This is a genomic window from Pseudomonas sp. NKUCC02_KPG (assembly GCF_019345465.1).
GTDB lineage: Bacteria > Pseudomonadota > Gammaproteobacteria > Pseudomonadales > Pseudomonadaceae > Aquipseudomonas.
The window spans coordinates 1-26,916 of sequence record NZ_JAHKRC010000026.1; the positions used below are offsets into that span (position 1 = coordinate 1).

Consider the following 26,916-nt stretch of genomic DNA (forward strand, 5'->3'; position numbering starts at 1 on the left):
CGATAGCATCAACGGGGTGTATCTGATACACCGCGTTGATGCTATCGCGAGCAAGCCCGCTCCCACAGGATGAGTGCGCGTCAGCCCAGGTTCTTGCCCAACAACGCGTGATACAACTCGGTATCGCCCAGTATCCCCACCACTTTCTGGTTGTCGTGCAGCACCAGTTTGTTGCCCGTCTGGTAGCGGATTTGCAGCGCGTCGCGCATGCCAATTCCCGAATCCACCAGGGTCGGCCCCCGGCCCAGACCTTCCACCGCCTGCCCGCTGCTCCAGCGCTGCAGCTCCACGGCACCGGCGCCCTGACGCACACCCTTGATGGTGTTGCCTTCCGCCAGATCAATCCACGAATCATCCCCCGGATCGATGCACACCGAGCCGTTGATGCGCTTGCAGTTGTCCAGCGTGCGCATCAGGCTGCGCCCGCACAGAACGTTCAACGGGTTGGTGTGGGCGACGAAGGTGCGCACATAGTCGTCGGCAGGATTGAGTACGATCTCTTCGGGCTTGCTGTACTGCACGATCTTGCCGTCTTTCATGATCGCAATGCGGCTGCCCAGCTTGAGCGCTTCGTCAAGGTCATGGCTGACAAACACAATGGTCTTGTTCAGCTTGTGCTGCAGCTCCAGCAGCTCGTCTTGCAGGCCTTGGCGGATCAACGGGTCGAGGGCTGAAAAGGGTTCGTCCATCAGCAGAATATCGGCATCCATTGCCAATGCTCGCGCCAGGCCAACCCGTTGCTGCATGCCGCCGCTCAACTCATCGGGCTTTTTGTTGCGCCATTGGGTCAGACCCACCAGCTCCAGCTTTTCATCCACCAGGGTACGTCGTTCTTTCTCGGGGCGGCCCTGCATCTCCAGGCCGAAGCTGATGTTCTCGCGCACCGTCAGCCAGGGCATCAGGGCGAACTTCTGAAACACCATGGCGATGCGCTTGGTGCGCATCATTTTCAGTTCGGCGGGGGTACATGAAGCAATGTCGATCTGCTTGCCTTCGTGCTCCACATACAACTGGCCACGGCTGACCGTATTGAGTCCGTTGATGCAGCGCAACAGGCTGGACTTGCCCGAGCCGGACAAGCCCATCAGCACACAGATTTCGCCTTTGTCGATATCCAGGCTGGCCTTTTCGACGCCCACAATCTGCCCGGTCTTTTTCAGGATCTGATCCCGCGAAAGGCCTTGATCCAGCAGGCTGAGTGCCTCACGGGGGTCTTTGGCGAAGATGACGTCCACATTATCGAAACGAATAATACTCATGCGTCGGCTCCTGTCTTGGCTTCCGGCTGTTTGCAGATCCGGTCGAGCATGATTGCCAGCAGCACAATCGCCAGCCCTGCTTCAAAGCCCAGGGCAATGTCGGCGGTATTGAGTGCGTTGACCACCGGTTTGCCCAGGCCATCGGCGCCTACCAAAGCAGCGATCACCACCATCGACAGCGACAGCATGATGCATTGGGTAATCCCGGCGGCGATGCTCGGCATGGCGTGGGGCAGTTCAATGCGTGTGAGCAACTGGCGGCGTGAGCAGCCAAACGCCTTGCCGGCATCCAGCAGTTCATGGGGCACGTCGCGAATGCCCAGGTACGTCAGGCGGATGGGCGCTGCAATCGCAAACACCACCGTGGAGATCAGCCCCGGCACCACACCCAGGCCAAACAGAGTCAGGGTCGGGATCAGGTAAACGAAGGTAGGCACGGTCTGCATCAAGTCCAGTACCGGGCGCATGAAGGTATAAAACATCGGCTTGTGGGCGGCGAGAATCCCCAGCGGCACGCCGATGATCACGCACACAAAGGTCGCGAACAGCACCTGGGCCAGGGTTTCCATCGTTTCTTGCCAATAACCCAGGTTCAGGATCAGCAGAAACGACATCGCCACGAAAACAGTGAGCCCCCATTTACGTTGAATAAAGTGGGCAAACAAGGCGATCAGGCCGATGAACACGAAAGGGTTGAACCAGGTCAGCGCAAACGTCACGCCGTGGATCATCGTTTCAAGTGTCAGCGCAATGGCATCGAAGGTGCTGGCACCGTTTTTGGTCAGCCAGTCGACGAAGCTTGCGATGTACTCGCCCAGAGGAATTTTTTGATCAATCAGCATGGTAGTGAACGTCCGCATGCAGGGGGATTAAAACGGAGCCAGGCGGGGTTGGCCGCCTGGCGCCCGCGATTACTTCGCGAGGCTGGCTTGAACGGCTGCAAGACCCGGTTTGCCATCAATCGTGGTTACACCTGCGAGCCAGGTTTGGAGCACTTGCGGGTTCTGTTTGAGCCAGGCCCTGGCGGCCACGTCCGGTTTGATCTTGTCGTCCAGGACCTTGCCCATCAGGGTGCTTTCCATGTCGAGGGTGAACACAAGATTTTTCAGCAGTTGACCAACGTTGCTGCACTCTTCGCTGTAGCCCTTGCGGGTGTTGGTATAGATGGTCGCCTGGCCATAATTGGGGCCGAAGAAGTCATCGCCGCCGGTGAGGTACTTCATTTTGAAACGGGTGTTCATCGGATGGGGTTCCCATCCCAGGAACACCACTTCAGTGCCACGGCGCTGGGCGCGATCGACCTGCGACAACATCCCGGCTTCGCTGGACTCCACGACCTTGAAGCCCGCGTCTTTCAAGCCGAACGCGTTCTTGTCGATCATGGTCTGGATCATGCGATTGCCATCGTTGCCCGGCTCGATGCCATAGATCTTGCCGTCCAGTTCCTTCTTGAATTTGGTTATATCCGAGAAGTCCTTGAGGCCCTTGTCATAGAGGGCCTGGGGGACAGCGAGGGTGTATTTGGCGTTCTCCAGGTTGGCACGCACGGTCTCGACGGTGCCCGCCTCGCGGTAAGCCTTGATGTCGTTTTCCATGGTCGGCATCCAGTTGCCCAGGAACACGTCCATGTTCTTGCCATCGGCGAGCGACTTGTACGTGACCGGTACTGAAATCATGGTGGTTTTGGTTTTGTAGCCAAGGGCCTTGAGCACTTCGCTGGTGACTGCGGTGGTGACGGTGATGTCGGTCCAGCCGACATCCGAGAAGTTGACCGTGCTGCATTGCTCCGGTTCTGCTGCCTGGGTGATGACGGGCAGACTCAGCAATGCAGCCAACAACAACGATGAGGAATGTTTCATGGAACGACTCCTGTGTGTCTGGGATGCGGTTTTCGATCGAAAGCCGCACGTATCAGTTGCGGTTGGGTGATGCACGGCAGGGGTGTTGCCGGCGCATCTTGCAATCGAGTCAGGACTGATCATGTAACAGCGAAAATCAAACGCCTACAGGGGGCGTCGCATCCAGTACAGGCAGGGTCGTATCTGATACTTGGGAGGTCGTATATAGACGTTTCATGAGTAAAAACCGCTTTTTTCATGCCTCTGCACCGTATAAAACGTCGGGGGCGCTGGCAGGCAAAGGTGAGTCGTAGCTGGACGTTTTTGCTGATCGCAAACACCCCATGATGCGGGCACACACCCTTAAGGTTCGTGCTCATGGCTATCAGCGTATTTGACCTGTTCAAGATCGGTATCGGTCCCTCAAGCTCCCACACCGTAGGCCCGATGCGGGCTGCTGCGCTGTTTGTGCAGGGTTTGCGCGAACGGGACCAACTGCAGCAGGTACATCGCATCGAAGTGCAGCTCTATGGCTCGTTGTCGGCCACCGGCATTGGCCACGGCAGTGACAGCGCGGTGATCATGGGCCTGATGGGTGAGTGGCCCGATGCAATTGATCCGGCGCAGATAGCCCCGCGCATCGCCCAGCTTCATCACAGCCAGACGCTGCTGCTGGATGGGTACATGCCGATCCCGTTCGTATGGTCGCAAGACATGCGCCTGATCGACGAAAACCTGCCGTTCCATCCCAACGCCATGACCCTGGTCGCAGAAACCGAAGCCGGTGAACTGCACCGCGACACCTACTACTCGGTGGGTGGCGGTTTTGTGGTGGACGCTGCGCAAGCGGCAAGCGGTGTGCTGGACATGGACCGCACCGAACTGCCCTACGATTTCAATTCTGCCGTCGAGTTGCTCGACTTGTGCCGCAAGCACCATCTGAGCGTGGCGGCATTGATGATGGCCAACGAACGCACATGGCGCAGCGAGGACGAAATTCGTTGTGGCCTGATCAAGCTTTGGCGCGCCATGCAGGACTGCGTTGAGCAGGGTTTGAAACACGAAGGCATCCTGCCCGGCGGCCTGAATGTGCGCCGTCGCGCTGCCCGCCTGCACCGCAGTCTGCAGGAATTGGGCAAACCCAATGTGATCGGTTCAACCCTTAGCGCCATGGAGTGGGTCAACCTGTTTGCACTGGCGGTCAACGAAGAGAATGCGGCGGGCGGGCGCATGGTGACCGCACCGACCAACGGTGCGGCGGGGATCATCCCGGCGGTGCTGCACTATTTTATGAAATTCAGCGATGAAGTGAGCGAAGCCCATGTGGTCGACTACCTGTTGAGCGCGGCGGCGATCGGCATTCTGTGCAAAAAGAATGCGTCGATTTCCGGAGCCGAAGTGGGATGTCAGGGCGAGGTCGGATCGGCCTGCGCGATGGCGGCTGCGGGGCTGGCGCAAATCCTCGGGGCGAGCCCTGAACAACTGTGCAACGCGGCTGAAATTGGCCTGGAACATAACCTGGGTTTGACCTGCGATCCGGTGGGCGGGCTGGTGCAGGTGCCGTGTATCGAGCGCAACGCCATTGCGGCGGTCAAGGCGATCAACGCGGCGCAAATGGCCTTGCGCGGTGACGGGCAGCACTTTATCTCCCTGGACCGGGTGATCCGGACCATGCGCGACACCGGCGCCGACATGCACGACAAATACAAGGAAACCTCACGGGGTGGCCTGGCGGTCAGTGCGGTGGAATGCTGAAAACCCTTGTGGGAGCGGGCTTGCTCGCGATGCAGGCGACACGGTTGGCCTGGACGCCATCGCGAGCTGGCCCGCTCCCACAGAAGAGGCACACCTGCCAGCGCTGTTTCAGCGCACGCCGACCTTTTTTGGCGCACTCGTACTTTTCGTGACATTTGATTGCAGCTCTGTTTCTGCCCCCTTCCCACAAGTGATACCAATGTGCTCAACAGCGCAGGATCACACCCGTGCAGCCCTGCTGGACCGTAGTTTTGGCACGACCTGCCTAGACCCTTTGCGACGTCGTTTTCAGACTTTATTGAATGCCCATCCAAGTTTAGGCATGGCATTTGCGTTGCCATCTAAAAGCCCCGTTCAACGAGGGCAAAAACAAGAGCCCGCGCCTGGGGCCATCACCCGCTTTGTGTGAGGAGATATCGCGATGACGTCGTTCAACTCCGGGGTCCAACCCCAGAACCGTACGCCTCAATCCATCGGCTTTCTGCTGCTGGACAATTTCACGCTCATTTCCCTGGCGTCCGCGATAGAACCCTTGCGTATGGCTAACCAGTTGTCGGGCCGTGAGTTGTATCGCTGGAGCACCCTCAGCGCGGATGGCAGCCAGGTATGGGCCAGTGATGGTCTGCAAGTGACCCCCGACGCCAGCATGCACAAGGCACCGGCGCTGGACATGGTGATCGTGTGCGGCGGTATCGGCATTCAACGCACCGTGACCCGCGAGCACGTGTCATGGCTGCAAAGCCAGGCGCGCCAGTCGCGCCGTCTGGGCGCCGTCTGTACCGGCAGCTGGGCGTTGGCGTATGCAGGCTTGCTCGATGGTTTTGATTGCAGCGTGCATTGGGAGTGTCTGGCGTCCATGCAGGAAGCCTTTCCGCGGGTTGTCATGAGCACACGCCTGTTTACCCTTGACCGCAGCCGCTTCACCAGCTCGGGGGGCACTGCGCCACTGGACATGATGCTGCACCTGATCAGCCGTGATCATGGTCGCGAACTGTCGGCCGCCATCTCGGAAATGTTTGTGTATGAGCGCATTCGCAACGAGCAGGACCACCAGCGCGTACCGCTCAAGCATATGCTGGGCACCAATCAGCCCAAGTTGCAGGAAATTGTCGCGCTGATGGAAGCCAACCTCGAAGAGCCTATCGACCTGGATGAACTGGCGGTTTACGTCACCGTATCGCGGCGCCAGTTGGAGCGCCTGTTCCAGAAGTACCTGCACTGCTCGCCGTCGCGCTACTACCTCAAGTTGAGGTTGGTGCGGGCGCGGCAGTTGCTCAAGCAAACCCCCATGTCGATCATTGAAGTGGCGGCGGTCTGCGGCTTTGTGTCCACGCCGCATTTCTCCAAGTGCTACCGCGAATACTTCGGCATTCCGCCACGGGACGAGCGCGTGGGTTCCAACACGGCACAGCAGACCACGCTTGTGCAGATCCCGCAGTCACTGTTGCTGTCCCCGCTGGCCGGGCCGATGTCCGCCTTGAATCAGGCGCGTAACGAATCGACGTTTGCCAGTGTGAGGTTGTAGCAAGCCGTTGTGGGAGCAGGCTTGCTCGCGATACAGGCACTGCGGTTCAACAGACAGACCGCATTTTCTGCATCGCGAGCAAGCCCGCTTCCATACGGCTCAGTGCAATTGCTTTTGCTTGAACGCCATCAGCCCCGGCAACAGTTGCTGATCAATGGCCTGGCGTACCGCCGGTAAAATCGTTGCGCTGCCGGTGTAGAGCTTTTCGACCATGCCCTTCAAGGCCCGGGCATTGGTTTCATTCAGCCCGCATACCGCCGCCGAGCAAGCCTGTTCGGCACTGCCCGACACCTCGAACCCCAAGGCACGCAGTTGGCCCAGCAGGTCCTGCTCATCTATCAAATCCGCGTGCATCATGGTTTGGTCCTTTTATGAAGCGCGATTGAAGTTTGATTCTGGTAGGGCTTTGGTCCGTGGGCAAGGGCGGTTTGGCGATATGTCTGATCTGCCTAAGAACAGGTCGTTTTAAGGCAAGGGCAAGGCAATCACCCGCCCCACATGCTCGGGTTTCGGGAGATCACGTTGCTGCTGCTCGATGGCCTGCAACAAGGCCAGGGTGTGTTCGCCAAACGGCGCGGAACGCGGGCCTGCCAGGTCGACATGCAACAGCATTTGCTCATTGCCCGCCAAGACCCTCTCATCACCGGCCAGGTGCAGGCTGTGATAGACATGCAGGCGTTTTTTGTCGTGGCCGATGAGTTGGGTGCGCACTTCAACCTGTGCCCCGAGTTTCACCTCGTGCAGGTAATTGAGGTGCACCTCCAGGGTGAACAGTGAATGGCCGCTGGCTTCACGGTTCTGGCTGTCGAGCCCCATGCGGTCCATCAGGGCATCGGTGGCGTAGCTGAAAATCAGCAGGTAAAAGGCGTCGCGCAAATGGCCGTTGTAATCGACCCATTCTTCAAGAATGGGGGTGCTGTAGGTGGTGAGCGCGGGCATGCTGAACCTCGTTCAATCGTTGATGGCAATGCCATGTTTGAGTTTGGTCGCGTTAACCGCTTCCATTACGGCCAGCAGGCAGTCATCACGATAGCTTTCCAACGCGCCGATGCTGTGGCTGCCCAGTTGCTCAGTGGTGCCTTCGACCACGTCGTCGATCAGCCCTTCGCTGAGCTCAGGGGCGGGCAAATACGTCCAGGGCAGTTGCAGGGCCGGGCCGAACTGATTCATGAAGTGACGCATCCCGGCATCGCCCCCCGCCAGGGTATAGGTCAAAAAGGTGCCCATGAACGACCAGCGCAAACCTGCGCCAAAGCGGATGGCGTCGTCAATCTCGCCGGTGGTGGCGACGCCGTCATTGACCAGGTGCAGCGCTTCGCGCCACAAGGCTTCAAGCAGGCGGTCGGCAATAAAGCCGGGCACTTCCTTGCGCACGTGCAAGGGGCGCATGCCCAGGGATTGATAGACCTTGATGGCCGCCTGAATGGCCTCGGGGGCGGTTTTTTGCCCGCCGACCACTTCGACCAATGGCAGCAGGTAAACCGGGTTGAACGGATGGCCGACAACACACCGCTGCGGGTGGGTGGAGGTTTCGTAGAACTCGCTGGGCAGCAGGCCCGACGTGCTGGAGCCAATCAAGGCATCGGGTTTGGCCGCAGCGCTGATTCTGCGGTGCAAATCCAGTTTGAGATCGAGCCGCTCGGGGGCGCTTTCCTGAATGAAGTCGGCCTCGCTCACGCACGCTTCGATGGTGCTGACAAAGCGCAGTCGGTCTTGGGATGCGCCTTGGGCAAGGCCGCTTTTTTCCAGCGCCGGCCAGGCCTTGGCGACGCGCTTGCGCAGGGCCGCTTCGGCGCCGGGGGCCGGGTCCCAGGCGACAACGTCAAGTCCGTGGGCAAGGGCGCGAGCGACCCAGCCGCTGCCGATGACACCGCTGCCAAGGGCGGCGAAGGTTTTGATCTCGGTAATAAACGTCATGAAAGTGTCCTGAATTGAACCGTAGGAAAACGCAAAGCCGATGGGGTTATCGGGAGGTGAGCCCCATTTTCACCCGACCTTCTGCCGGGCTCAGTACCCGGGCGCCCAAGCGACTGAGGATTTCAGTGGCGCGTTCCACCAGTTGCCCGTTAGTGGCCAGCACCCCGCGATCCAGCCACAAGTTGTCTTCCAGCCCGACCCTCACGTTGCCGCCCAGCAGCACCGCTTGCGCGGCCATCGGCATTTGCATGCGACCAATCCCGAATCCGGCCCACACCGCGTCGGCGGGCAAATTGTCGACCATGGCTTTCATGCTGGTGGTGTCCGCCGGAGCCCCCCACGGGATGCCCAGGCACAGCTGAAACAGCGGGTCATCGAGCAAGCCTTCCTTGATCATCTGTTTGGCGAACCACAGGTGGCCGGTGTCGAAAATTTCCAGTTCGGCTTTCACGCCCAGTTCCTGGATACGCTTGGCGCCCGCCCGCAGTTGCGCCGGTGTGGAGACGTAAATCGTGTCGCCGTCGCCAAAGTTCAGGGTGCCGCAATCCAGGGTGCAGATTTCCGGCAGCAGCTCCTCGACGTGAGCCAGACGGGTCAGCGGCCCGACCAGATCCGTGTGGGGGCCAAACTCCATCGGGTTCTCGCCGGGGCCGATATGCAAGTCACCGCCCATGCCGGCTGTGAGGTTGACGATGATGTCGATATCCGCCTCGCGGATGCGTTCCATCAGTTCGCGGTACAGCGCCACATCGCGGCTGAACTGCCCGGTCTTTGGATCACGTACATGGCAATGCACCACCGTGGCTCCGGCCTTGGCCGCTTCCACGGCTGCTTCGGCAATTTGTTTGGGCGTGACTGGCACTAAAGGGCTGCGCCCGCTGGTGTCGCCGGCACCGGTGAGTGCGCAGGTGATGATGACGTCGTGGTTCATGGGGCATTTCCTTGGGGCGTAGAGCGCCACAACGCAGCCATCAAGGGCCGCGAAGGTGGGCTTGGTGTTTGATTATTTAGCGCTGAGCTTCAGGTGTTCGGCAGCGGGTTTGCCATCCACGGTGGTGACGCCTTCAAGCCAGCGCTGAAGGTCGTGCGGATGGTCCTTGAGCCACTGGCGGGCCGAGACTTGTGCATCCTTGTGATCGAGCAGCGGCTGCATCATGCGGCTCTCGTCCTCGGCGCTGAAGGTCAGGTTGCTGAGCAAACGGCTGACATTGGGGCAGCGGCTGGCGTAGTCCGGGGTGGTGACGGTCCATACCGTGGCCAGGCCTTCATCCGGGCCCAGGGCTCCTTCGCTGCCGGTCAGGTAAGTCATTTTCTGATTGATGTTCATCGGGTGCGGTGTCCAGCCAAAGAACACAATCGGCTCGTTGCGATTCACTGCGCGTGACACCGCCGAGAGCATCCCGGCTTCACTGGACTCCACCAGCTGGAACTTGCCCAGGCCAAACTGGTTTTTCTCGATCATGGCCTTGATCTGGGTATTGGCGCCGGACCCCGGCTCGATCCCGTAAATCTTGCCCCCCAGTTCCTTCTCGAATCTGGCGATGTCGGCAAAGCTCTTGAGCCCCTTGTCAGCCATGTAGGTTGGAACGGCGAGCATGGCCCTGGCGTCTTTAAGGCTCGGCTCGGCCAGGACCGTGACCTGTTTGGCGTCCACGAACGGGGTAATGCTCTGGTTCATGATCGGGTTCCAGTAACCCAGAAACATGTCCAGCCGCTTGTCGCGCAGGCCAGCGAAGATGATTTGCTGTGAAGCGCTGGTTTGCCTGGTTTTATAGCCGAGACCGTCGAGCAGGGTTTGCGCCATGGCGCTGGTGGCGATCACGTCGGTCCAATTGACCACGCCCATGCGTACGTTCTTGCACGATGCATCTTCAGCAGCCAGGACGCAGGGGCTCAGTACCAACAGGCAACAGCTGATCAGTCGTTTCATGGGTGGGGCCTCGGCAGGTTGTTATTGGGGGATCGGCGTCTTTGTGCGCCGTGATGCCAAGGTACGCAGGCGGCGTGCCGCGCAACCGCACTGGGGCGACGTGGTTTTGCACTGCAGCGACCTGACTGTGTTTCAATCCGTTGAACCGACTTGCGAGCGTTCCCATGGCCCAGGACTTTTACTTCCTTCTGCTGCCCGGCTTTTCATCAATGGGCTTTATTTCGGCCATCGAACCGCTGCGGGTAGCCAACCGTTTTCGCGGCGAGCTGTACCGCTGGCACGTACTCAGTTGCGAGGGGGGCGCCGTGCTCGCGAGCAACGGTATGTCGGTCAATGCCGAGGGAGGGCTGGGGGCACTTGAAGCCGGTGCGACACTGTTGGTGGTGGCCGGTTTTGACCCGCTGACCCACGTGACACCGGCGCTTAATCAGTGGTTGCGACGCCTGGACAACGACGGAGTAACCCTGGGCGCCATCGACACGGGCAGTGTGGTACTGGCGCAGGCGGGCCTGCTCGACGGCTATCGGTTGACCCTGCACTGGGAGGCGCTGGAAGCGTTCAAGGAGTCATACCCCGCATTGCACGTGACTCAGGAGCTGTTTGAAATCGACCGCCAGCGCATCACCTGTGCGGGCGGCACCGCCTCCATTGACCTGATGCTGGACCTGATCGCCCAGGCCCACGGACCGGAGTTGGCGATCCAGGTTTCCGAACAGTTCGTGCTTGGCCGCATCCGCCCGCGCAAGGATCACCAGCGCATGCAGGTCGCCAGCCGCTATGGCATCCACAATAAAAAACTGGTGCAGGTCATTGGCGAGATGGAGCAACACAGCGAGCCGCCCCTGAGCACCTCGCAACTGGCGCTTGGCATCAACGTGACCCGGCGCCAACTGGAGCGCCTGTTCCGTTTGCACCTGCACGACACCCCGCGCAACTTCTACCTGGGCCTGCGCCTTGAAAAAGCCCGGCAACTGCTGCGCCAGACCGACATGAGTGTGCTCGACATCAGCATTGCGTGCGGTTTTGAATCACCGTCGTATTTCACCCGCAGCTACCGGGCGCGGTTTGGCTGCGCGCCGAGGCAGGACCGGGTGACGGGTACTACCCCTTCAGCAACGCCGCACACGCTGCCTTGAACGCTTCATGCTGATACTTGTTCAGCGAGGCGGGCAGGTCGAAGGCGTGCTTTTTGTATTGGGCGTTGAGGGTTTGCGGGGATAGCAGCTGCACTTCGCAATCGTCCAGCAACTGGATAAGGCCTTCGATCTTGAACGTGATCGGGCCACCGGCGAACTCACCCTTTTTACTGCGCTTTTTGATCACGATCCGGGTGATGGCGTTGGCCTTCACAAAAGCGGCCATCTGCGCTGCGAAAGCTTTGACGCTGGCGGCGTCTTCATCGTCGTCCAGGGCGATTTTCTTGGTGGCGTTGGCCACATGCTCAAGGCCCTGGTTGGCGAGGGCGAAAATAGCTTCGCTGCCTTTGATTTCGATACCGCAAATAGTCATAAAAACCTGATCGATAAGTTGAACTGTTCTTGTGGGAGCGGGCTTGCTCGCGACGCAAGCGACCCGGTCTTCAGGTTGGACCGCGGTGATGCTATCGCGAGCAAGCCCGCTCCCACACCCGGAAGGGGTCAATCCTGCCCGATCGATTCCAGAAACTCAGAACGGTCGTCGCTGATGCGGGCCATGCAGTCGTTTTGGGCGATGTTGAATGCCTCGGTGCCAGCAGTGGCCGGGAATACCGCAATCGCGCAATCGGCGTCGCGCTGGTGCAACCACAGCGCCTGGGCAGCCTTGATTTTGCTGAGGATGTTATTGAGCTGGGTCGCGTTATTGCCGTACAGGGTCGTCATGCGCTCCTGCAGAGCTTCGTAGTTTTCGGTCAGCAACTGCTCGGCAGCATTTTTGCTGAACACCGAACACGCCAGGGTTTGCCGGTCGTTTTCTACCGCGTCGCACGGGTTGTAGTCGGCATCATCGGCCGCATGGGCTCCGCTGGTGATCAACGCCAAGGCCAGGAGAATCGATTTCATTGCGGCTTCCTAATCCATAGATGGGGCGGATTCTGGCTTAAGCGTCGGCCAAAGAACAGTCGCGCAGCATAGGCCATGTCATCGCGGTTGCGCGCTTTGTCGTGGATTGACGCTTTCGGCAATTGCGCTGTCGCTTTTGCACCCGGCTGCTTTTAACCCCGGGCCTATGCTGGCCCCAAAGCGCCGGCAGACGATTCGGCGCAGCAAACGCCAATAAGGGGACGCCTGATGAGCCCAGCCGAGTTGCACGCAGACAGCATCGTTATCGACGGGCTGATCATTGCCAAATGGAACCGTGAACTGTTCGAAGACATGCGCAAAGGCGGCCTCACTGCTGCCAACTGCACCGTCTCGGTATGGGAAGGCTTTCAGGCCACGATCAATAACATCGTTGCCAGCCAGACCCTGATTCGCGACAACAGCGATCTGGTCATCCCGGTCAAAACCACCGCCGACATTCGCCGCGCCAAGGAGCAGGGCAAAACCGGGATCATTTTCGGCTTCCAGAATGCCCATGCGTTTGAAGACCAGTTGGGCTACATCGAGATCTTCAAGCAGCTCGGGGTTGGCGTGGTGCAGATGTGCTACAACACCCAGAACCTGGTGGGCACCGGATGCTACGAGCGCGATGGCGGGCTTTCGGGTTTTGGCCGCGAAGTGGTGGCTGAAATGAACCGCGTCGGGATCATGTGCGACCTGTCCCACGTCGGCTCGAAAACCTCGGAAGAGGTGATTCTGGAATCGAAAAAACCGGTCTGCTACTCCCATTGCCTGCCGTCCGGCCTCAAAGAACACCCGCGCAACAAGTCCGATGCTGAACTCAAATTCATTGCCGACCATGGTGGTTTTGTCGGCGTGACCATGTTCGCGCCGTTTCTGGCCAAGGGTATCGATTCGACCATCGACGACTATGCCGAAGCGATCGAGTACACGATGAATATCGTCGGCGAAGACTCGATTGGCATTGGCACCGACTTTACCCAGGGCCACGGTCAGGACTTCTTCGAAATGCTGACCCACGACAAGGGCTATGCCCGCCGTCTGACCAGCTTCGGCAAGATCATCAACCCGCTGGGCATCCGTACCGTGGGTGAGTTCCCCAACCTTACCGAAACCTTGCTCAAGCGCGGTCACAGCGAGCGTGTGGTGCGCAAGATCATGGGCGAAAACTGGGTCAACGTCCTCAAAGATGTCTGGGGCGAATGAGCCGTCAACGATCACGTTTTGCGTAGTCGCTGCCGAAGGCTGCGAAGGGTTGCGCAGCAACCCGTTTCCCCAAAGACCCCACATACCTGATCGCAGCCTTCGGCAGCGACTACAGAGCCCGGGTCAAAACCGAATTTTGGAGCTGTATCCATGGCTAAAATCGCCCCGCAACTGCCTATCGAAGTCGACAGCGAAACCGGCGTCTGGACCTCAGACGCGCTGCCGATGCTCTACGTGCCACGGCACTTTTTCGTCAACAACCACATGGGGATCGAGGAAGTCCTGGGGGCTGACGCCTACGCCGAAATCCTCTACAAGGCCGGCTACAAATCCGCCTGGCACTGGTGCGAAAAAGAAGCCGAATGCCACGGCCTCGAAGGTGTCGCCGTATTCGAACACTACATGAAACGCCTGTCGCAACGCGGCTGGGGCCTGTTCACCATTCAGGACATCGATCTCGATAAAGGCACCGCCACCATCAAGCTCGAACACTCCTGTTTCGTCTACGTGTACGGCAAGGTCGGGCGCAAGGTCGACTACATGTTCACCGGCTGGTTTGCAGGCGCTATGGACCAGATTCTGCAAGCGCGCGGCAGTGATATCCGCACCGTAGCCGAACAGGTCTATAGCGGATCGGAAGAAGGCCACGACCACGGCCTGTTTGTCGTCAAGCCGTTGTAAGTCGAGGATCGGGATATGGCGTTCGAAGCAATGTTTGAGCCGATTCAAATCGGCAAACTGACCATCCGCAACCGTGTGCTCAGCACCGCACACGCCGAGGTCTATGCCACCGATGGCGGCATGACCACCGAGCGTTACGTGCAGTACTACGAGGAAAAAGCCAAGGGAGGTATCGGCCTGGCGATTTGCGGCGGTTCATCGGTGGTGGCCATCGACAGCCCGCAAGAGTGGTGGAGTTCGGTCAACCTGAGCACCGACCGCATTATCCCGCACTTCCAGAACCTGGCCGACGCCATGCACAAGCATGGCGCCAAGATCATGATCCAGATAACCCACATGGGCCGTCGGTCCCGTTGGGACGGTTTCAATTGGCCGACCCTGATGTCGCCTTCCGGCGTGCGCGAACCGGTTCACCGCGCTACCTGCAAGACCATCGAGCCTGAAGAAATCTGGCGCGTGATCGGCAACTACGCCAGCGCCGCCGGCCGGGCCAAAAAGGGCGGGCTGGACGGTGTTGAACTGTCGGCCGTGCACCAGCACATGATCGATCAGTTCTGGAGCCCGCGAGTCAACAAACGCACCGATGAGTGGGGCGGCAGCTTCGAAAATCGCATGCGCTTTGGCCTCGAAGTGCTCAAGGCGGTGCGTGCTGAAGTCGGCCCGGACTTCTGCGTGGGCATCCGCCTGTGCGGCGACGAATTCCACCCCGATGGCTTGAGCCACGAGGACATGAAGCAAATCGCCAAGTACTACGACGACACCGGCATGCTCGACTTCATCGGTGTGGTGGGTTCGGGTTGCGACACCCACAACACCCTGGCCAACGTCATCCCGAACATGAGTTATCCACCGGAGCCGTTTCTGCATTTGGCTGCGGGTATCAAGGAAGTGGTCAAGGCCCCGGTGTTGCATGCACAGAACATCAAGGACCCGAATCAGGCGACGCGGATTCTGGAGGGGGGTTACGTGGATATGGTGGGCATGACCCGCGCCCATATCGCCGACCCGCACCTGATTGCCAAGATCAAAATGGGCCAGGTGGACCAGATCAAACAGTGTGTGGGCGCCAACTACTGCATTGACCGTCAGTATCAAGGCCTGGACGTGCTGTGCATTCAAAACGCGGCCACGTCCCGTGAATACATGGGTGTGCCGCACATCATCGAAAAAACCACCGGGGTTAAACGCAAGGTGGTGATCGTCGGCGCAGGCCCTGCCGGTATGGAAGCGGCGCGGGTGGCGGCTGAACGCGGGCATGACGTGACCCTGTTCGAGAAAAAGGATGCCATCGGCGGGCAAATCACCACGGCGGCCAGAGCCCCGCAGCGTGACCAGATGGCGGGTATCACGCGCTGGTTCCAACTGGAACTGGCGCGCCTGAAGGTTGACCTGCGCCTGGGGACGGCCGCGGATGCGGCGACGATCATGGACCTGCGCCCGGACATCGTGGTGCTGGCTGTAGGCGGGCATCCGTTTGTGGAACAGAACGAACACTGGGGCGCTGCCGAAGGGCTGGTGGTGAGCAGTTGGGACGTGCTCGACGGCAAGGTCGAGCCGGGCAAGAACGTGCTGGTGTACGACACCATTTGCGAGTTCACCGGTATGTCGGTGGCCGACTACATGGCGGACAAAGGGGCTCAGGTCGAAATCGTCACCGATGACACCAAGCCTGGCGTGGCGGTTGGTGGCACGTCATTCCCGACCTACTACCGCAGCCTGTACCCCAAGGAAGTGATCATGACCGGGGACATGATGCTCGAGAAGGTCTACCGCGAGGGTGACAAGCTGATTGCCGTGCTCGAGAACGAATACACCGGGGCCAAGGAAGAGCGCGTGGTGGATCAAGTGGTGATTGAAAACGGCGTGCGCCCGGACGAAGAGCTGTATTACGGGCTCAAGCCGGACTCGCGCAACAAGGGCCAGATCGACGTCGAAGCCTTGTTCGCGATCAAGCCGCAGCCATGCCTGAGCGAAGCGGGGGACGGCTACTTGCTGTTCCGCATCGGTGACTGCGTGGCCCAGCGCAACGTGCATGCAGCGATCTATGACGCGCTGCGGTTGTGCAAGGATTTCTGATCCGATACCGAACCAATGTGGGAGCGGGCTTGCTCGCGAAAACAATCACGCGGTGTGTGAGATGCACCGTGTTGCCTGAATCGCGAGCAAGCCCGCTCCCACACTAGACCTGTGTGGTCTTTGGGAGCTTCACCATGCTGACAATCGTTCTCCCCATTCTGTTGTTCGCGGCACTGGTCCTCGCCGTGATCGGCGCCATCCGTCGAATGAACATGTGGCGCCGTGGCCGCCCGGCCAAGGTCGATTTGCTGGGTGGCCTGCTGGCCATGCCCAAGCGCTATATGGTCGACCTTCACCACGTCGTTGCCCGCGACAAATACATGGCCAACACCCACGTCGCCACCGCAGGCGGCTTTGTGCTGGCGGCGGTGCTGGCGATTCTGGTGCACGGCCTGGGGCTGCATAACCGCATCCTGGGCTATGCCTTGCTGTTCGCTACGGCGCTGATGTTTATCGGCGCGCTCTTTGTGTTCAAACGCCGCCTCAACCCACCGTCGCGCCTGTCCAAAGGCCCCTGGATGCGCCTGCCTAAAAGCCTGCTGGCGTTTGCCGCAAGCTTTTTTATGCTCACCTTGCCGGTGGCCGGCTTGCTGCCTGAAAACTTTGGTGGCTGGCTGCTGGCGGCGGTGTTGAGCGTTGGTGTGCTGTGGGGCGTGACGGAGCTGTTCTTCGGCATGACCTGGGGCGGCCCGATGAAACACGCCTTTGCCGGCGCTTTGCACCTGGCCTGGCACCGGCGTGCCGAACGCTTTGGCGGCGGTCGATCCACCGGTTTGAAACCCCTGGACCTGAATGACCGCGCCGCGCCGTTGGGGGTGGAAAAACCCGAGGACTTCACCTGGAACCAGTTGCTCGGTTTCGACGCCTGTGTGCAGTGCGGCAAGTGCGAAGCTGCGTGCCCGGCGTTTGCCGCCGGGCAGCCGCTCAACCCCAAGAAGCTGATTCAAGACATGGTGGTGGGTCTGGCAGGTGGCACCGATGCGAACTTCGCCGGCAGCCCGTACCCTGGCAAACCGATAGGTGAGCACGGCGGCAATCCCCATCAGCCCATCGTCAACGGTCTGGTCGACGCGGACACGCTCTGGTCTTGCACCACTTGCCGGGCCTGTGTCGAAGAGTGCCCGATGATGATCGAGCACGTGGATGCCATCGTCGACATGCGCCGATTCCTGACCCTGGAAAAAGGGGCAACGCCTAACAACGGTGCCCAGGTGCTGGATAACCTGATTGCCACCGACAACCCCGGCGGTTTTGCACCGGGCGGGCGGATGAACTGGGCGGGGGATTTGAACCTCGACCTGATGCGCGACAAACCCTCGGCGGACGTGCTGTTCTGGGTCGGCGACGGTGCGTTCGACATGCGCAACCAGCGAACCCTGCGCGCCTTCGTCAAAGTGCTCAAGGCCGCGAAGGTCAACTTTGCCGTGCTGGGGCTGGAAGAACGGGACAGCGGAGATGTGGCCCGGCGTCTGGGGGATGAGGCCACGTTCCAGGCCTTGGCCAAGCGCAATATCCAGACCCTTGCGCAGTACCGCTTCACGCGCATCGTCACCTGCGACCCCCACAGCTTTCATGTGCTTAAAAACGAATACGGCGCCCTTGGCGGTGACTATCTTGTGCAGCATCACAGCACATACATGGCCGAGTTGATCGACGCAGGGTTGCTCAACCTGGCTGCGGATACAGGGGGCAGCGTGACCTATCACGACCCGTGTTACCTGGGCCGCTACAACGGCGAATACGAGGCGCCGCGCGCTGTGTTGCGAGCGCTGGGCATTGAAGTCAAAGAAATGCAGCGCTCGGGGTTTCGCTCCCGTTGCTGCGGAGGCGGTGGCGGTGCTCCGATCACCGACATCCCTGGCAAACAGCGTATTCCCGACATGCGCATGGATGACATCCGCGAGACCCTCGCCGAGCGCGTGGCAGTGGGTTGTCCGCAATGCACCGTCATGCTCGAAGGCGTGGTTGAGCCCCGTCCGCTGATCAAAGACATTGCCGAACTGGTAGCCGATGCCCTGATTGAAGGCGCCGTATCTGCCCAACCGGCCAGGCGCGCAGCCCCGGAGGTGATCGCATGAGTGACATTATTCGCCGCGATCCGCGCGCCGAGTGGATCGCCCGCAACCGCCTGCACCCGTTGCACGCCGCCATGCAACCCCACCAGCAGAGCTGGATGGGGCCTAACGGCGTACTTCGCAAAAACGTGCATGGGGTAGGTTTCATCGGCCCCAACGGCATCAAGCGCATCGACCGCAGCGGCGCGCAGCAGGGAGGCACAAGCAAGCGTGCGGCCAGCGCCCAGGTGCAACTGGTGCTGCATCAAGTGTCAGCACCGGCGTTTTATATTGGCGTGGTACCGGACATGGTCGGCGGGCGCCTGAGCAGTCATGACCGCGACCTGTTGGGCCTGGCCCGGCAGTTGGCGGGTAGCGACGGCGCGGTGTTGGCGGTGGTGTTTGGCGAATCAAAAGAAACCGCTTTTGCCACGGCGGGCGTGGATCGGCTGCTGCTGCTCGACAGTGAAGGTTATGCACCGGAGCAACAGGTACTGGGGTTGCGGGCTGTGGATAACCAGTTTGCACCCAGGCATTGGTTGTTGCCTGACAGCCGCAGCGGCGGGGCGGAGTTGGGTCGGCGCTTTGCCGCAAGCTTGGGCGAACGCCCGGCCACGCGGGTGTGGCAGGCCAAGGACGGGGCTTGTGTGGGACGCGCTGGCGCGGGCCAGCAAGACGTGGCGCAGCCATTGCCGCGCTTGATCCTGGCCGCCGCCGAGTGCGCCGAACCGGTCAGCGAAACCCGTCACGAGGCCTTGGAGGTGCAGTTATCCACAGCGATTGCGAGCTGCCTGCCACGGATTGAAGATTTGGGCGCGGTGGCGGTCGATCCGGCTGCGATACCTATGGCCGAAGCCGAATTTATCCTCAGTGGCGGTAACGGGATTAAAGACTGGGGACTTTTCCACAAGGCTGCCGTTGCCCTGGGGGCCACTGAAGGGGCTTCCCGTGTGGCGGTGGATGATGGCTTTATGGCCCGGGAGCGTCAGGTCGGTGCCAGTGGGGTTTGGGTCACGGCACGGGTCTACGTGGCGGTCGGTATCAGCGGTGCAATTCAGCATCTGCAAGGGATTGGCGCCTGCGACAAAGTGGTGGCGATCAACCTGGACCCCGGTTGCGACATGATCAAGCGCGCTGACCTGTCGGTGATTGGCGATGGAACGGCCGTGCTTGAGGCATTGATTGTGGCTGTGGATAACTGGCGCAACGCATCTTCCGGGGGGGCGGGCTTGCTCGCGAATCAGGCGACCCGGTCTGCCTGATACACCGAGGCGATACTGCGCAGGCAGCCCGCTCCCACATTGTCTGGAGATTTATTAATGAGCATCGCCACCGTTGCACTGGTTTCAATCGGCGCCCACCCGGCTTCAGGCCGCGCCCGCCGCGCCGAGCAGGACGCCCGCGCTGTCGAACTGGGCCTGGAGCTGGCTGGGGATAACTTGCATGTGCTGCACGCTGGCAATCCCCACGAGTCCGCCTTGCGCGCCTATCTGGGCATGGGGCTGGACGAGTTGCATGTGCTGGAGCAACCGGATGGCGCCGATGTGGTCCCGGTACTGCGCGATTACATCCGTGAAGCGGGCGTACAACTGGTGCTGACCGGCAGCCAGGCGGAAACCGGCGAAGGTTCTGGCATGTTGCCGTACTTGTTGGCCGAGCAACTGGGCTGGCCGCTGGTGGTGGGTGTGGCGCAGATTGAATCTATCCACAGCGGTGTGGCGCAGGTGCTGCAAGCCCTGCCTCGGGGGCAGCGTCGTCGGTTGCAAGTACGGCTGCCGTTTGTGATCACTGTGGATAACGCCGCCCCCAAGGCCCGGCAAAGCGCTTATGGCCCCGCCACCCGGGGGCTGGTCAACGCTGAAGTGGTTGAAGTCACGGTGGATGAGTTATCCACAAAGGGTGTGCTGCAACCTGCCAAGTCGCGGCCCAAGCGCTTGAAAGTGATCAAGGCCAAAAGTGGCGCAGATCGCATGAAAGCAGCCACAGCCAAGGCCGTTGGCGGCTCCGGGCAAGTACTCAAGGGTGTGAGTGCCGAAGAGGGTGCCCAGGCTATTTTGAAGCTGCTGGTTGAAGAAGGCGTGGTGCGCTGATACTTGCCCACAAAGTCTGTTAGCGCTTATGTGGATAAGTTGTTTGCTGTCGTCTAAGACCCATACAAAACGTGGCTTACAGGCTTCTGATCAAAAAACACCCAATTCATTGCTTTATCCACCGACTGGTTGTTAAACCCTTGAATAATCGGTGCCTTAAGGGGTTTTCCACAGTGAAACGAGGCGGTGCATAAGTTGCGCACAATCTCTGTTGGTGGATATGTGGATAAGGTGTTCGCGGCTGGCTACAGGCCACGTTTTACGTGGCTTACAGTGCTCTGTACAAAAAACGATCAATTGATCATTCGGGCATAACTTGTCCACTTCCCCACAATTGCTGTGGGTGTGCCTGTGGACAAGATGTTGGTGAAGGGCTGTAGGCCTTTGAATGCATGGCCTGCAGACTGTTGGTCAAAAATTGATCATTGAGTGGCAATATCTGGTTATACAGGTGGCCCGCCGTGGCCTTGTAGCCCTGGATGAGGCCGGGCTAAAAAGGGCGCCCAAAGTCCTGTGGAGTACAGAAAATGAGCATTTTATTTCGTCCGGCTGAGCGCGCCGATGCGCGGGAGATTGCTCGCCTGTTTCAAATTTCGTCCGAAGGATGTGCCGACTATATCTGGAGCCTGATCGCACAACCGGGGCAGGCGCTGCTGGACGTGGGTGAAATGCGTTACGCACGCGAAGGCGTTATTTTTTCCTATGAAAACTGCCTGATTGCCGAGGCCGAGGGCCAGGTGATTGGCATGATGCACAGCTTTGTAATGCATCACGACCCTGATGCCGTGGCTGAGACCGATCCGGTGTTGGCGCCTTATGCGGACATGGAAATCCCGGACACGCTGTACATCTCGAGCCTGGCCCTGCACGAGGGCTGGCGAAGCCTTGGGCTGGGAGCCCGATTCCTGCAGCACGCCAGGGAGCGCTGCACCGAACTGGGCCTGACGGGCTTGAGCCTGATCGACTATGCGGCGAACACGGGTGCCCGCCGGTTTTATGAGCGCCATGGTTTCGAAATCGTCAAAACCTGTCAGGTCACACCCCACCCGCTGATCCGCGTGACGGGTGAGGCGTATTTGATACTCTGGCCGTTTTCCAGCTAGCCACCTCTGCTTCCACAGGCGGGTGTCTATTGGGCAACTATGCCCTTGAGGTACGGCGCTGGCGCCGCCCCCAGGTTGTTCAGCAGCCGCTCGCTGTACCAGTCGATAAAGTTCACCACGCCAAACTCGTAGGTCTTGGAGTAAGGCCCCGGCTGGTAGGCGATTGAGTTGATGCCGCGCTGGTTCTCTTCGGCCAGCCGGCGGTCCTGGTCGTTGGTGGCGTCCCAGACTTTGCGCATGCGTTCCACGTCGTAATCCACACCCTCAACCGCATCCTTGTGGACCAGCCATTTGGTGGTGACTATGGTTTCCTGCGCGCTGATCGGCCACACGGTAAACACAATGATGTGATCGCCCATGCAGTGGTTCCACGAGTGCGGCAGGTGCAGGATGCGCATCGAGCCCAGGTCCGGGTTTTTGATCCGTCCCATGAGTTTTGCGCAGCCTTGCTTGCCATCCAGGGTCATGGACACGGTGCCCTTGAGCAGCGGCATGCGCACAATACGGTTACGCAGGCCGAAACTGGCGTGTGCATAAGGAATCTTTTCTGCGTCCCAGGCAGCAGCCGACGCGGCTACGTGATCCTTGAATGCCTGATCGGCCCGTGGATCGGTGACGTCGTCCCACTCCAGCAGGGTCTTGAGCAGTTCGGGGTGGGACGCGTTGCAGTGATAGCACTCGCGGTTGTTTTCCAGCACCAGCTTCCAGTTGGCTTTTTCCACCAGGGTGGTCTGAATCGCCACCTTGGTGTTTTCCATGTCGTAGGGTTCCATGTAGTGGTTCAGCGTGGCCAGGAACTCGTCGATGGCAGGCGGGTTCTCGGCCAGGCTGATAAAGATGTAGCCGCCCGCGGTTTTGACGTTTACCGGCTTGAGGCCGTATTGCTTCATGTCGAAATCGGCGCCCATCTCGGTGCCGGCAAACAGCAGGCGCCCGTCCAGTTCGTAGGTCCACTGGTGGTAATGGCACACCAGCTTGGCAACCTTGCCCTTTTCGCTGGTGCACAACCGTGAGCCGCGATGGCGGCACACGTTATGAAAGGCATGCACCTGGCCTTCGGCGCCGCGAATCACGATGATCGGGTTCTTGCCTATTTGCAGGGTCAGAAAGTTGCCCTTGGCCGGGATCTCGCAGGTCATGCCTGCAATCAGCCACTCTTTCTGGAAGATCTCCTGCATGTCGATGTCGAACAGCCGCTCGTCGTTGTAAAACGGCTGCGGCAGCGAAAACGTGCGTTCGCGGTTCTGCAACATCTCGGCGGTGGCCTTGCGTGCGGGTTCCAGTGGATCGCCCAGGCTCAGGTTTGCGGTGACGTCCATCGTTGTAATCCTCATGGCCATCGTATGTGGCCTAAAAGTGGCTGATCAGGGGTGCGACGCAAGGCAAAGCATTTACGGTAGTGTGTGGCGCTGAGTGTGCGTTCGAAGTGTTGCGATGCCTTATCTGCGGGCGACATGGCCAAATCTGTTCCCGACGCGCGAGCCCCTGTTTTCAGGGGCTGGTCGCCATAAGCATGTGAATGTCGCGAATAGATAAATGGCCGCCTCGGGGCATGCGCAGAATCGCCAGCAAGAGGCCGGTTGTCGGCCGTGGAGAAACGCATGTCCAACAGCTTTCTGAACCCTGTAACCACCCAGACCTGGGCCAACGGCCGACACATCGTGCGATGCGTCAAAGTCATTCAGGAAACCTGGGACGTGCGCACCTTCTGTTTTATGGCCGACCAGCCGATTCTGTTCTTTTTCAAGCCGGGGCAGTTCGTCACCCTGGAGCTGGAAATCGATGGCGACCCGGTGATGCGCTCGTACACTATCTCCAGCTCGCCTTCGGTGCCCTACAGCTTTTCGGTGACGATCAAGCGTGTACCGGGCGGGCGGGTGTCCAACTGGCTGCACGACAACCTGCAGGAAGGCCAGGAACTGGCCGTACACGGGCCGGTCGGGCTGTTCAACGCCATTGATGCACCGAGCCCCAAGGTGCTGTACCTGAGCGGCGGCGTCGGGATTACGCCGGTCATGTCGATGGCGCGGTGGTTTTACGACACCAACGCCAATGTCGACATGGTGTTTATCCACAGCGCCCGTTCGCCCAAAGACATCATTTATCACCGCGAGCTGGAGCACATGGCTTCGCGCATCGACAACTTCAGCCTGCACCTGATCTGTGAAAAACACGGGTTGGGTGAGCCGTGGGCCGGGTATCGCGGCTATCTGAACCACAAAATGCTTGAGCTGATGGCGCCCGATTTCATGGAGCGCGAGGTGTTCTGCTGCGGGCCTACGCCCTACATGAATGCGGTCAAGCGCCTGCTGGAGAACAACGGCTTTGACATGAGCCGGTATCACGAGGAGTCCTTTGGTGCGACGCCGCCCGAAGCCCGGGCCGATGCGGTGGAGCAAGCCGAGCAGGCGGCCGAGGCGCCGGAGCTGGACCTGGCGGATTTGAATCAGGTGGAATTTACCGCGTCGGGCAAGAGCATCCGCGTGGGCCCGGCCGAAACCGTGCATGCTGCGGCGGCCAAGCTGGGGCTGCTGATTCCCAAGGCGTGCGGCATGGGGATTTGCGGCACCTGCAAGGTGCTCAAGCTGGGCGGCGAAGTCGAGATGGACCACAACGGCGGCATCACCGACGAAGACGTTGCCGAAGGCTATATTTTGTCGTGCTGCAGCGTGCCCAAGGGCGATGTGCGGATCGAGTTTTAAGGTGCATTCAAGGCAGCAGGGCGACGATTGCTGTGCAAGCGGTTAGCGCCCCGATGGTTTGGTTTAGCGAGTTCATGCTGTTTCTTGCACCGCCAGCGCGGCGAGTTCGGCCTCGCGCTTGGCGATGGCCTGTTCAAGTTCCGGAGAGCGTTTGGCCCATTGTTCCGGCGGGAGGGGTTTTGACCATTCGATGATGTCGGGGTGACTCAATTGCGGTGGTGGATACAACTTCTTTCTTTGGAGATAGGTAGCCAAAGGGGCATTGAAAACTAATATTCCGACCAGGCCATCCCATAAAAAAGTTATAAGCCAGCCATATTTATCGGCTCTGCCGTTAAGGTAGTCGATGTAATAGCGCCAACTTCCTCCGGAGTTTAGTGCGGCTGCTTCTGGTGCAGCATCAGGTCCAATTTCCATATAACTGCGCATGCACTCCCACAACGCCATCGCCGTGGTGCCGCCGCCGCAATTGAAGGCGAAGTAAAAGTGTTTATTGCCTTCCTTGGCCAAGGGGGCCGGGTTTTCGAAACCCATGATCAATAAACCCATCGTGTTTTTACCCGCCTGGCTTGTCGATGAGTGTTGAGTGTTGAGTGGCGGCGGCGGTGACACTTTCCCAGGGCACAATCCAATAGTCACCGTCTCCCATCGGTACGCAGACTTCTCGGCGTTGACGATTGAAGCGTACTGGGAGAGGGACTTCGCGGAAGAGGCCTTGGATGACAAAGCAAATAGGTATAACTGTAATACACGCTCCTAATACCAATGCGCCATAGTCATTGAAAATATAGGCCATAGAAAGAAACAGCATTACCAACGGCCAAATCGTCATCACTGCCGACCCAATGCTGTAGTTTCCAATATCAATAAACACATCGTTCTTGCGCCAAATGGTATTGAGCACATCTGAAGGTTTTCTGCCTGTCGGAATAGGCAATGGCGCCAAATAATCATCACGCGAAAAAATCCGTTTTTTGGTGGTTCCAGCCGGTGGCGTGCTCATGGCTTATCCTTGGGTTGCAGGTAAATGGCGCCGGGATGGCCCTTGCCGAGGGCGTAGGTTGGCACTCGATCCAGTTCGGGTGTCGGGTCGTTACGCAGAGCTATCACCCCGTCGTTGTTGGTGAGGGTAAAAGCAACGCCCCGTTCGCCACCGACAAAGTTGTGAGCTCCCAACATCGCAATCAAGGGTGTGCGATAGCGCAAACGAAGCGAAACAGTGGCCAGGAACGTGCTGGTTTGCTGGTTCATGCTGTTTCTTGCACCGCCAGCGCGGCGAGTTCGGCTTCGCGTTTGGCGATGGCGTGTTCAAGTTCCGGGGAGCGTTTGGCCCATTGTTCCGGCGGGAGGGGTTTTGACCATTCGATGATGTCGGGGTGGGTGAGGTCGGGTGGATAGGACAATTTCAGGTTTTGTAATTTCTCTGCGAGATAGGTTCCTAAAATCGTGATGCAAAAGATCCCCCATAAAACACCCAGCAGGTTTCCTTTGCGCAAGTCTGTGATGATTGAACCGATCTGTGTTTTTTCATAGGGCGCAATACCAACTCGGCTGTCAGGTACAGCGTCCGGCCCAATTTCCATATAACTGCGCGTGCATTCCCACAAGGCCATCGCCGTCGTGCCGCCGCCGCAATTGAAACCAAACCAGAAATGCTTGTTGTTTTCTTTGGCGAGCGGGTCGGGGTTTTCAAAACCGATAATTAACAAACCCATCGTATTTTTACCCGCCTGGCTTGTCGATGAGTGTTGAGTGGCGGCAGCAGTGACACTTTCCCAAGGCACAATCCAATAGTCGCCGTCTTCTCGCGGTACACAGACTTCTCGGCGTTGACGATTGAAGCGTACTGGGAGGGGGACTTCGCGGAATAGGCCTGTGATTATAAAAATTGCCGGGATACCAATGATGAATGCAGCTCCGACCAGAATAAAAGTACTGAGATCAGGGGAAAGATTTCTAAGTCCAAATGCCAGTGATAAAAAAAGCATTAAAGTTGGCCAAATAGTCATCACCGCCGAACCAATACTGTAGTTGCCTATATCAACAAACACTTCGTTCTTGCGCCAAATGGTGTTCATGACATCTTCCGGTTTCTCTCCTGTCGGAATAGGCAATGGCGCCAAGTAGTCATCACGCGAAAAAATCCGTTTTTTGGTGGATCCAGCCGGTGGCGTGCTCATGCCTTGTCCTTGGGTTGCAGGTAAATGGCGCCGGGATGGCCCTTGCCGAGGGCGTAGGTTGGCACTCGATCCAGTTCGGGTGTCGGGTCGTTACGCAGAGCTATCACCCCGTCGTTGTTGCTGAGGGTAAAAGCAACGCCCCGTTCGCCACCGACAAAGTTGTGAGCGCCCAGCATGGCAATCAAGGGTGTGCGATAGCGCAAACGAAGCGAAACCGTGGCTGGCGACGTGCTTAATTCGTTCGACAGAGTTTTAAACGGGCCACTCAGGCGCAAGCCTTGGCCTTCCTGGAACGGTATCCATTGGCACGCGCTACTGGACAGCCAGTGAGGCGTCATGTCACGCCAGGGACGAGGGGGTTTGTAGTTATTGTGAGGGCTGTTTTTGATCAGGTACCGGTAGGCTTGGGAGTCCACGGGGTCGCCCATCATGCTCAATTCAAGATAGGCAGTACCCGGTTCTGCTCCCGGCAAGTCGATGGTCAGGGCATTGATGGAGCTGACGAAGGACAGCCCAGATGGTCCATTGGAACCGCCTGTCTCTGAGCTGCTTTGCATGCTG

The 26,916-nt window shown here is 59.2% G+C and carries 24 protein-coding genes and 2 pseudogenes; 11 read left to right on the top strand and 15 right to left on the bottom strand.

Features of this window, described 5'->3' with window-relative positions:
• Nucleotides 1–80 precede the first annotated feature (80 nt).
• The 3 genes from choV to KO536_RS23785 form a co-directional block, all read right to left on the bottom strand.
• Nucleotides 81–1,259: a choline ABC transporter ATP-binding protein gene (choV, locus tag KO536_RS23775; RefSeq protein ID WP_133075221.1), complete on the bottom strand. Its 1,179-nt coding sequence runs from the start codon at nt 1,257–1,259 to the stop codon at nt 81–83.
• Nucleotides 1,256–2,101: a choline ABC transporter permease subunit gene (gene choW, locus KO536_RS23780; protein ID WP_133075222.1), complete on the bottom strand. Its 846-nt coding sequence runs from the start codon at nt 2,099–2,101 to the stop codon at nt 1,256–1,258. Before choW ends, choV begins: the two co-directional genes overlap by 4 nt.
• 69 nt (nt 2,102–2,170) lie before the next feature.
• Nucleotides 2,171–3,118 carry a choline ABC transporter substrate-binding protein gene (locus KO536_RS23785; RefSeq protein WP_133075223.1) on the bottom strand — a complete coding sequence of 316 codons (948 nt, stop codon included), beginning with the start codon at nt 3,116–3,118 and terminating at the stop codon, nt 2,171–2,173.
• Nucleotides 3,119–3,475: 357 nt separating this feature from the next.
• Here KO536_RS23785 and KO536_RS23790 point away from each other — a divergent pair, with 357 nt between their 5' ends.
• Together KO536_RS23790 and KO536_RS23795 are read left to right on the top strand one after the other, a co-directional pair.
• Nucleotides 3,476–4,852: an L-serine ammonia-lyase gene (locus KO536_RS23790; RefSeq protein ID WP_133075224.1), complete on the top strand. Its 1,377-nt coding sequence runs from the start codon at nt 3,476–3,478 to the stop codon at nt 4,850–4,852.
• 421 nt (nt 4,853–5,273) lie between these two features.
• Complete coding sequence (locus tag KO536_RS23795; protein ID WP_133075225.1) at nt 5,274–6,377, top strand: GlxA family transcriptional regulator; 1,104 nt, start codon at nt 5,274–5,276, stop codon at nt 6,375–6,377.
• Between the two features lie 99 nt (nt 6,378–6,476).
• Here KO536_RS23795 and KO536_RS23800 read toward each other — a convergent pair whose 3' ends face one another.
• From KO536_RS23800 to choX, 5 genes are all read right to left on the bottom strand, one after another.
• Nucleotides 6,477–6,734, bottom strand: coding sequence for a hypothetical protein (locus KO536_RS23800; protein WP_133075226.1), 258 nt, complete (start codon nt 6,732–6,734; stop codon nt 6,477–6,479).
• Between the two features lie 108 nt (nt 6,735–6,842).
• Nucleotides 6,843–7,316, bottom strand: a complete 474-nt coding sequence (locus KO536_RS23805; protein ID WP_133075227.1) for a thioesterase family protein — start codon at nt 7,314–7,316, stop codon at nt 6,843–6,845.
• Between the two features lie 12 nt (nt 7,317–7,328).
• Nucleotides 7,329–8,294: an L-carnitine dehydrogenase gene (locus KO536_RS23810; protein WP_219263228.1), complete on the bottom strand. Its 966-nt coding sequence runs from the start codon at nt 8,292–8,294 to the stop codon at nt 7,329–7,331.
• Between the two features lie 46 nt (nt 8,295–8,340).
• Complete coding sequence (locus KO536_RS23815) at nt 8,341–9,225, bottom strand: 3-keto-5-aminohexanoate cleavage protein (RefSeq protein ID WP_219263230.1); 885 nt, start codon at nt 9,223–9,225, stop codon at nt 8,341–8,343.
• 72 nt (nt 9,226–9,297) lie between these two features.
• Nucleotides 9,298–10,224, bottom strand: coding sequence for a choline ABC transporter substrate-binding protein (choX, locus tag KO536_RS23820; protein ID WP_133075230.1), 927 nt, complete (start codon nt 10,222–10,224; stop codon nt 9,298–9,300).
• A 164-nt stretch (nt 10,225–10,388) separates the two neighbouring features.
• On the opposite strand from choX, the gene KO536_RS23825 reads away from it, so the two are divergent.
• A complete protein-coding gene (locus tag KO536_RS23825) occupies nt 10,389–11,360 on the top strand; it encodes a GlxA family transcriptional regulator (RefSeq protein ID WP_133075231.1) in 972 nt (323 codons plus the stop codon).
• On the opposite strand, the gene KO536_RS23830 is transcribed toward KO536_RS23825, so the two are convergent.
• Both KO536_RS23830 and KO536_RS23835 read right to left on the bottom strand, forming a co-directional pair.
• Nucleotides 11,326–11,733, bottom strand: coding sequence for a DUF3010 family protein (locus tag KO536_RS23830; protein ID WP_133075232.1), 408 nt, complete (start codon nt 11,731–11,733; stop codon nt 11,326–11,328). The two genes, KO536_RS23825 and KO536_RS23830, sit on opposite strands and share 35 nt — an antisense overlap.
• 128 nt (nt 11,734–11,861) lie before the next feature.
• Nucleotides 11,862–12,263 carry a lysozyme inhibitor LprI family protein gene (locus KO536_RS23835; RefSeq protein WP_133075233.1) on the bottom strand — a complete coding sequence of 134 codons (402 nt, stop codon included), beginning with the start codon at nt 12,261–12,263 and terminating at the stop codon, nt 11,862–11,864.
• Between the two features lie 228 nt (nt 12,264–12,491).
• Between KO536_RS23835 and KO536_RS23840 the strand changes: the two genes are divergently transcribed.
• The 7 genes from KO536_RS23840 (at nt 12,492) to KO536_RS23870 (ending at nt 21,473) form a co-directional block, all read left to right on the top strand.
• Nucleotides 12,492–13,469, top strand: a complete 978-nt coding sequence (locus KO536_RS23840; protein WP_095036151.1) for a dipeptidase — start codon at nt 12,492–12,494, stop codon at nt 13,467–13,469.
• Nucleotides 13,470–13,619: 150 nt separating this feature from the next.
• Nucleotides 13,620–14,150, top strand: a complete 531-nt coding sequence (locus tag KO536_RS23845) for a 4-vinyl reductase (protein ID WP_133075234.1) — start codon at nt 13,620–13,622, stop codon at nt 14,148–14,150.
• A 15-nt stretch (nt 14,151–14,165) separates the two neighbouring features.
• A complete protein-coding gene (dgcA, locus tag KO536_RS23850) occupies nt 14,166–16,226 on the top strand; it encodes a dimethylglycine demethylation protein DgcA (RefSeq protein WP_133075235.1) in 2,061 nt (686 codons plus the stop codon).
• Between the two features lie 134 nt (nt 16,227–16,360).
• Complete coding sequence (gene dgcB, locus KO536_RS23855; RefSeq protein ID WP_219263231.1) at nt 16,361–18,304, top strand: dimethylglycine demethylation protein DgcB; 1,944 nt, start codon at nt 16,361–16,363, stop codon at nt 18,302–18,304.
• Entirely contained in the window at nt 18,301–19,542 is a 1,242-nt protein-coding gene (locus tag KO536_RS23860; protein WP_219263233.1) for an electron transfer flavoprotein subunit alpha/FixB family protein, read from the top strand. The genes dgcB and KO536_RS23860 overlap by 4 nt, the downstream gene beginning before the upstream one ends.
• A 57-nt stretch (nt 19,543–19,599) precedes the next feature.
• Nucleotides 19,600–20,370, top strand: a complete 771-nt coding sequence (locus tag KO536_RS23865) for an electron transfer flavoprotein subunit beta (RefSeq protein ID WP_219263235.1) — start codon at nt 19,600–19,602, stop codon at nt 20,368–20,370.
• Between the two features lie 527 nt (nt 20,371–20,897).
• On the top strand, nt 20,898–21,473 hold the full coding sequence (locus tag KO536_RS23870; RefSeq protein WP_219263237.1) for a GNAT family N-acetyltransferase: 576 nt from the start codon (nt 20,898–20,900) through the stop codon (nt 21,471–21,473).
• A gap of 26 nt (nt 21,474–21,499) precedes the next feature.
• Here the strand turns inward: KO536_RS23870 and gbcA are convergent, their stop codons facing one another.
• Entirely contained in the window at nt 21,500–22,792 is a 1,293-nt protein-coding gene (gbcA, locus tag KO536_RS23875; RefSeq protein ID WP_133075240.1) for a glycine-betaine demethylase subunit GbcA, read from the bottom strand.
• A 282-nt stretch (nt 22,793–23,074) separates the two neighbouring features.
• Here gbcA and gbcB point away from each other — a divergent pair, with 282 nt between their 5' ends.
• Nucleotides 23,075–24,175: a glycine-betaine demethylase subunit GbcB gene (gene gbcB / locus KO536_RS23880; protein WP_133075241.1), complete on the top strand. Its 1,101-nt coding sequence runs from the start codon at nt 23,075–23,077 to the stop codon at nt 24,173–24,175.
• Between the two features lie 72 nt (nt 24,176–24,247).
• On the opposite strand, the pseudogene KO536_RS23885 reads toward gbcB, so the two are convergent.
• From KO536_RS23885 to KO536_RS23900, 4 genes and pseudogenes are all read right to left on the bottom strand, one after another.
• Nucleotides 24,248–25,178 (bottom strand): annotated as a pseudogene (locus KO536_RS23885) (hypothetical protein).
• Nucleotides 25,175–25,426 carry a hypothetical protein gene (locus KO536_RS23890; RefSeq protein ID WP_219263239.1) on the bottom strand — a complete coding sequence of 84 codons (252 nt, stop codon included), beginning with the start codon at nt 25,424–25,426 and terminating at the stop codon, nt 25,175–25,177. The pseudogene KO536_RS23885 and the gene KO536_RS23890 overlap by 4 nt, the downstream one beginning before the upstream one ends.
• Entirely contained in the window at nt 25,423–26,355 is a 933-nt protein-coding gene (locus KO536_RS23895) for a hypothetical protein (protein ID WP_219263240.1), read from the bottom strand. The genes KO536_RS23890 and KO536_RS23895 overlap by 4 nt, the downstream gene beginning before the upstream one ends.
• A pseudogene (locus KO536_RS23900) lies at nt 26,352–26,916 on the bottom strand (hypothetical protein); the annotation flags it as partial. The gene KO536_RS23895 and the pseudogene KO536_RS23900, both read right to left, overlap by 4 nt.

Coding starts and splice junctions, on each gene's coding strand:
- KO536_RS23860 (WP_219263233.1), top strand. CDS start 18,301: ATGAGTGACATTATTCGCCGCGATCCGCGCGCCGAGTGGATCGCCCGC.
- KO536_RS23790 (WP_133075224.1), top strand. CDS start 3,476: ATGGCTATCAGCGTATTTGACCTGTTCAAGATCGGTATCGGTCCCTCA.
- KO536_RS23870 (WP_219263237.1), top strand. CDS start 20,898: ATGAGCATTTTATTTCGTCCGGCTGAGCGCGCCGATGCGCGGGAGATT.
- KO536_RS23895 (WP_219263240.1), bottom strand. CDS start 26,355: ATGAGCACGCCACCGGCTGGATCCACCAAAAAACGGATTTTTTCGCGT.
- choX (WP_133075230.1), bottom strand. CDS start 10,224: ATGAAACGACTGATCAGCTGTTGCCTGTTGGTACTGAGCCCCTGCGTC.
- KO536_RS23825 (WP_133075231.1), top strand. CDS start 10,389: ATGGCCCAGGACTTTTACTTCCTTCTGCTGCCCGGCTTTTCATCAATG.
- KO536_RS23830 (WP_133075232.1), bottom strand. CDS start 11,733: ATGACTATTTGCGGTATCGAAATCAAAGGCAGCGAAGCTATTTTCGCC.
- KO536_RS23800 (WP_133075226.1), bottom strand. CDS start 6,734: ATGATGCACGCGGATTTGATAGATGAGCAGGACCTGCTGGGCCAACTG.
- dgcB (WP_219263231.1), top strand. CDS start 16,361: ATGCTGACAATCGTTCTCCCCATTCTGTTGTTCGCGGCACTGGTCCTC.
- KO536_RS23815 (WP_219263230.1), bottom strand. CDS start 9,225: ATGAACCACGACGTCATCATCACCTGCGCACTCACCGGTGCCGGCGAC.
- dgcA (WP_133075235.1), top strand. CDS start 14,166: ATGGCGTTCGAAGCAATGTTTGAGCCGATTCAAATCGGCAAACTGACC.
- KO536_RS23835 (WP_133075233.1), bottom strand. CDS start 12,263: ATGAAATCGATTCTCCTGGCCTTGGCGTTGATCACCAGCGGAGCCCAT.
- KO536_RS23845 (WP_133075234.1), top strand. CDS start 13,620: ATGGCTAAAATCGCCCCGCAACTGCCTATCGAAGTCGACAGCGAAACC.
- KO536_RS23865 (WP_219263235.1), top strand. CDS start 19,600: ATGAGCATCGCCACCGTTGCACTGGTTTCAATCGGCGCCCACCCGGCT.
- choW (WP_133075222.1), bottom strand. CDS start 2,101: ATGCTGATTGATCAAAAAATTCCTCTGGGCGAGTACATCGCAAGCTTC.
- KO536_RS23785 (WP_133075223.1), bottom strand. CDS start 3,118: ATGAAACATTCCTCATCGTTGTTGTTGGCTGCATTGCTGAGTCTGCCC.
- gbcA (WP_133075240.1), bottom strand. CDS start 22,792: ATGGACGTCACCGCAAACCTGAGCCTGGGCGATCCACTGGAACCCGCA.
- KO536_RS23795 (WP_133075225.1), top strand. CDS start 5,274: ATGACGTCGTTCAACTCCGGGGTCCAACCCCAGAACCGTACGCCTCAA.
- KO536_RS23810 (WP_219263228.1), bottom strand. CDS start 8,294: ATGACGTTTATTACCGAGATCAAAACCTTCGCCGCCCTTGGCAGCGGT.
- choV (WP_133075221.1), bottom strand. CDS start 1,259: ATGAGTATTATTCGTTTCGATAATGTGGACGTCATCTTCGCCAAAGAC.
- gbcB (WP_133075241.1), top strand. CDS start 23,075: ATGTCCAACAGCTTTCTGAACCCTGTAACCACCCAGACCTGGGCCAAC.
- KO536_RS23890 (WP_219263239.1), bottom strand. CDS start 25,426: ATGAACCAGCAAACCAGCACGTTCCTGGCCACTGTTTCGCTTCGTTTG.
- KO536_RS23805 (WP_133075227.1), bottom strand. CDS start 7,316: ATGCCCGCGCTCACCACCTACAGCACCCCCATTCTTGAAGAATGGGTC.
- KO536_RS23840 (WP_095036151.1), top strand. CDS start 12,492: ATGAGCCCAGCCGAGTTGCACGCAGACAGCATCGTTATCGACGGGCTG.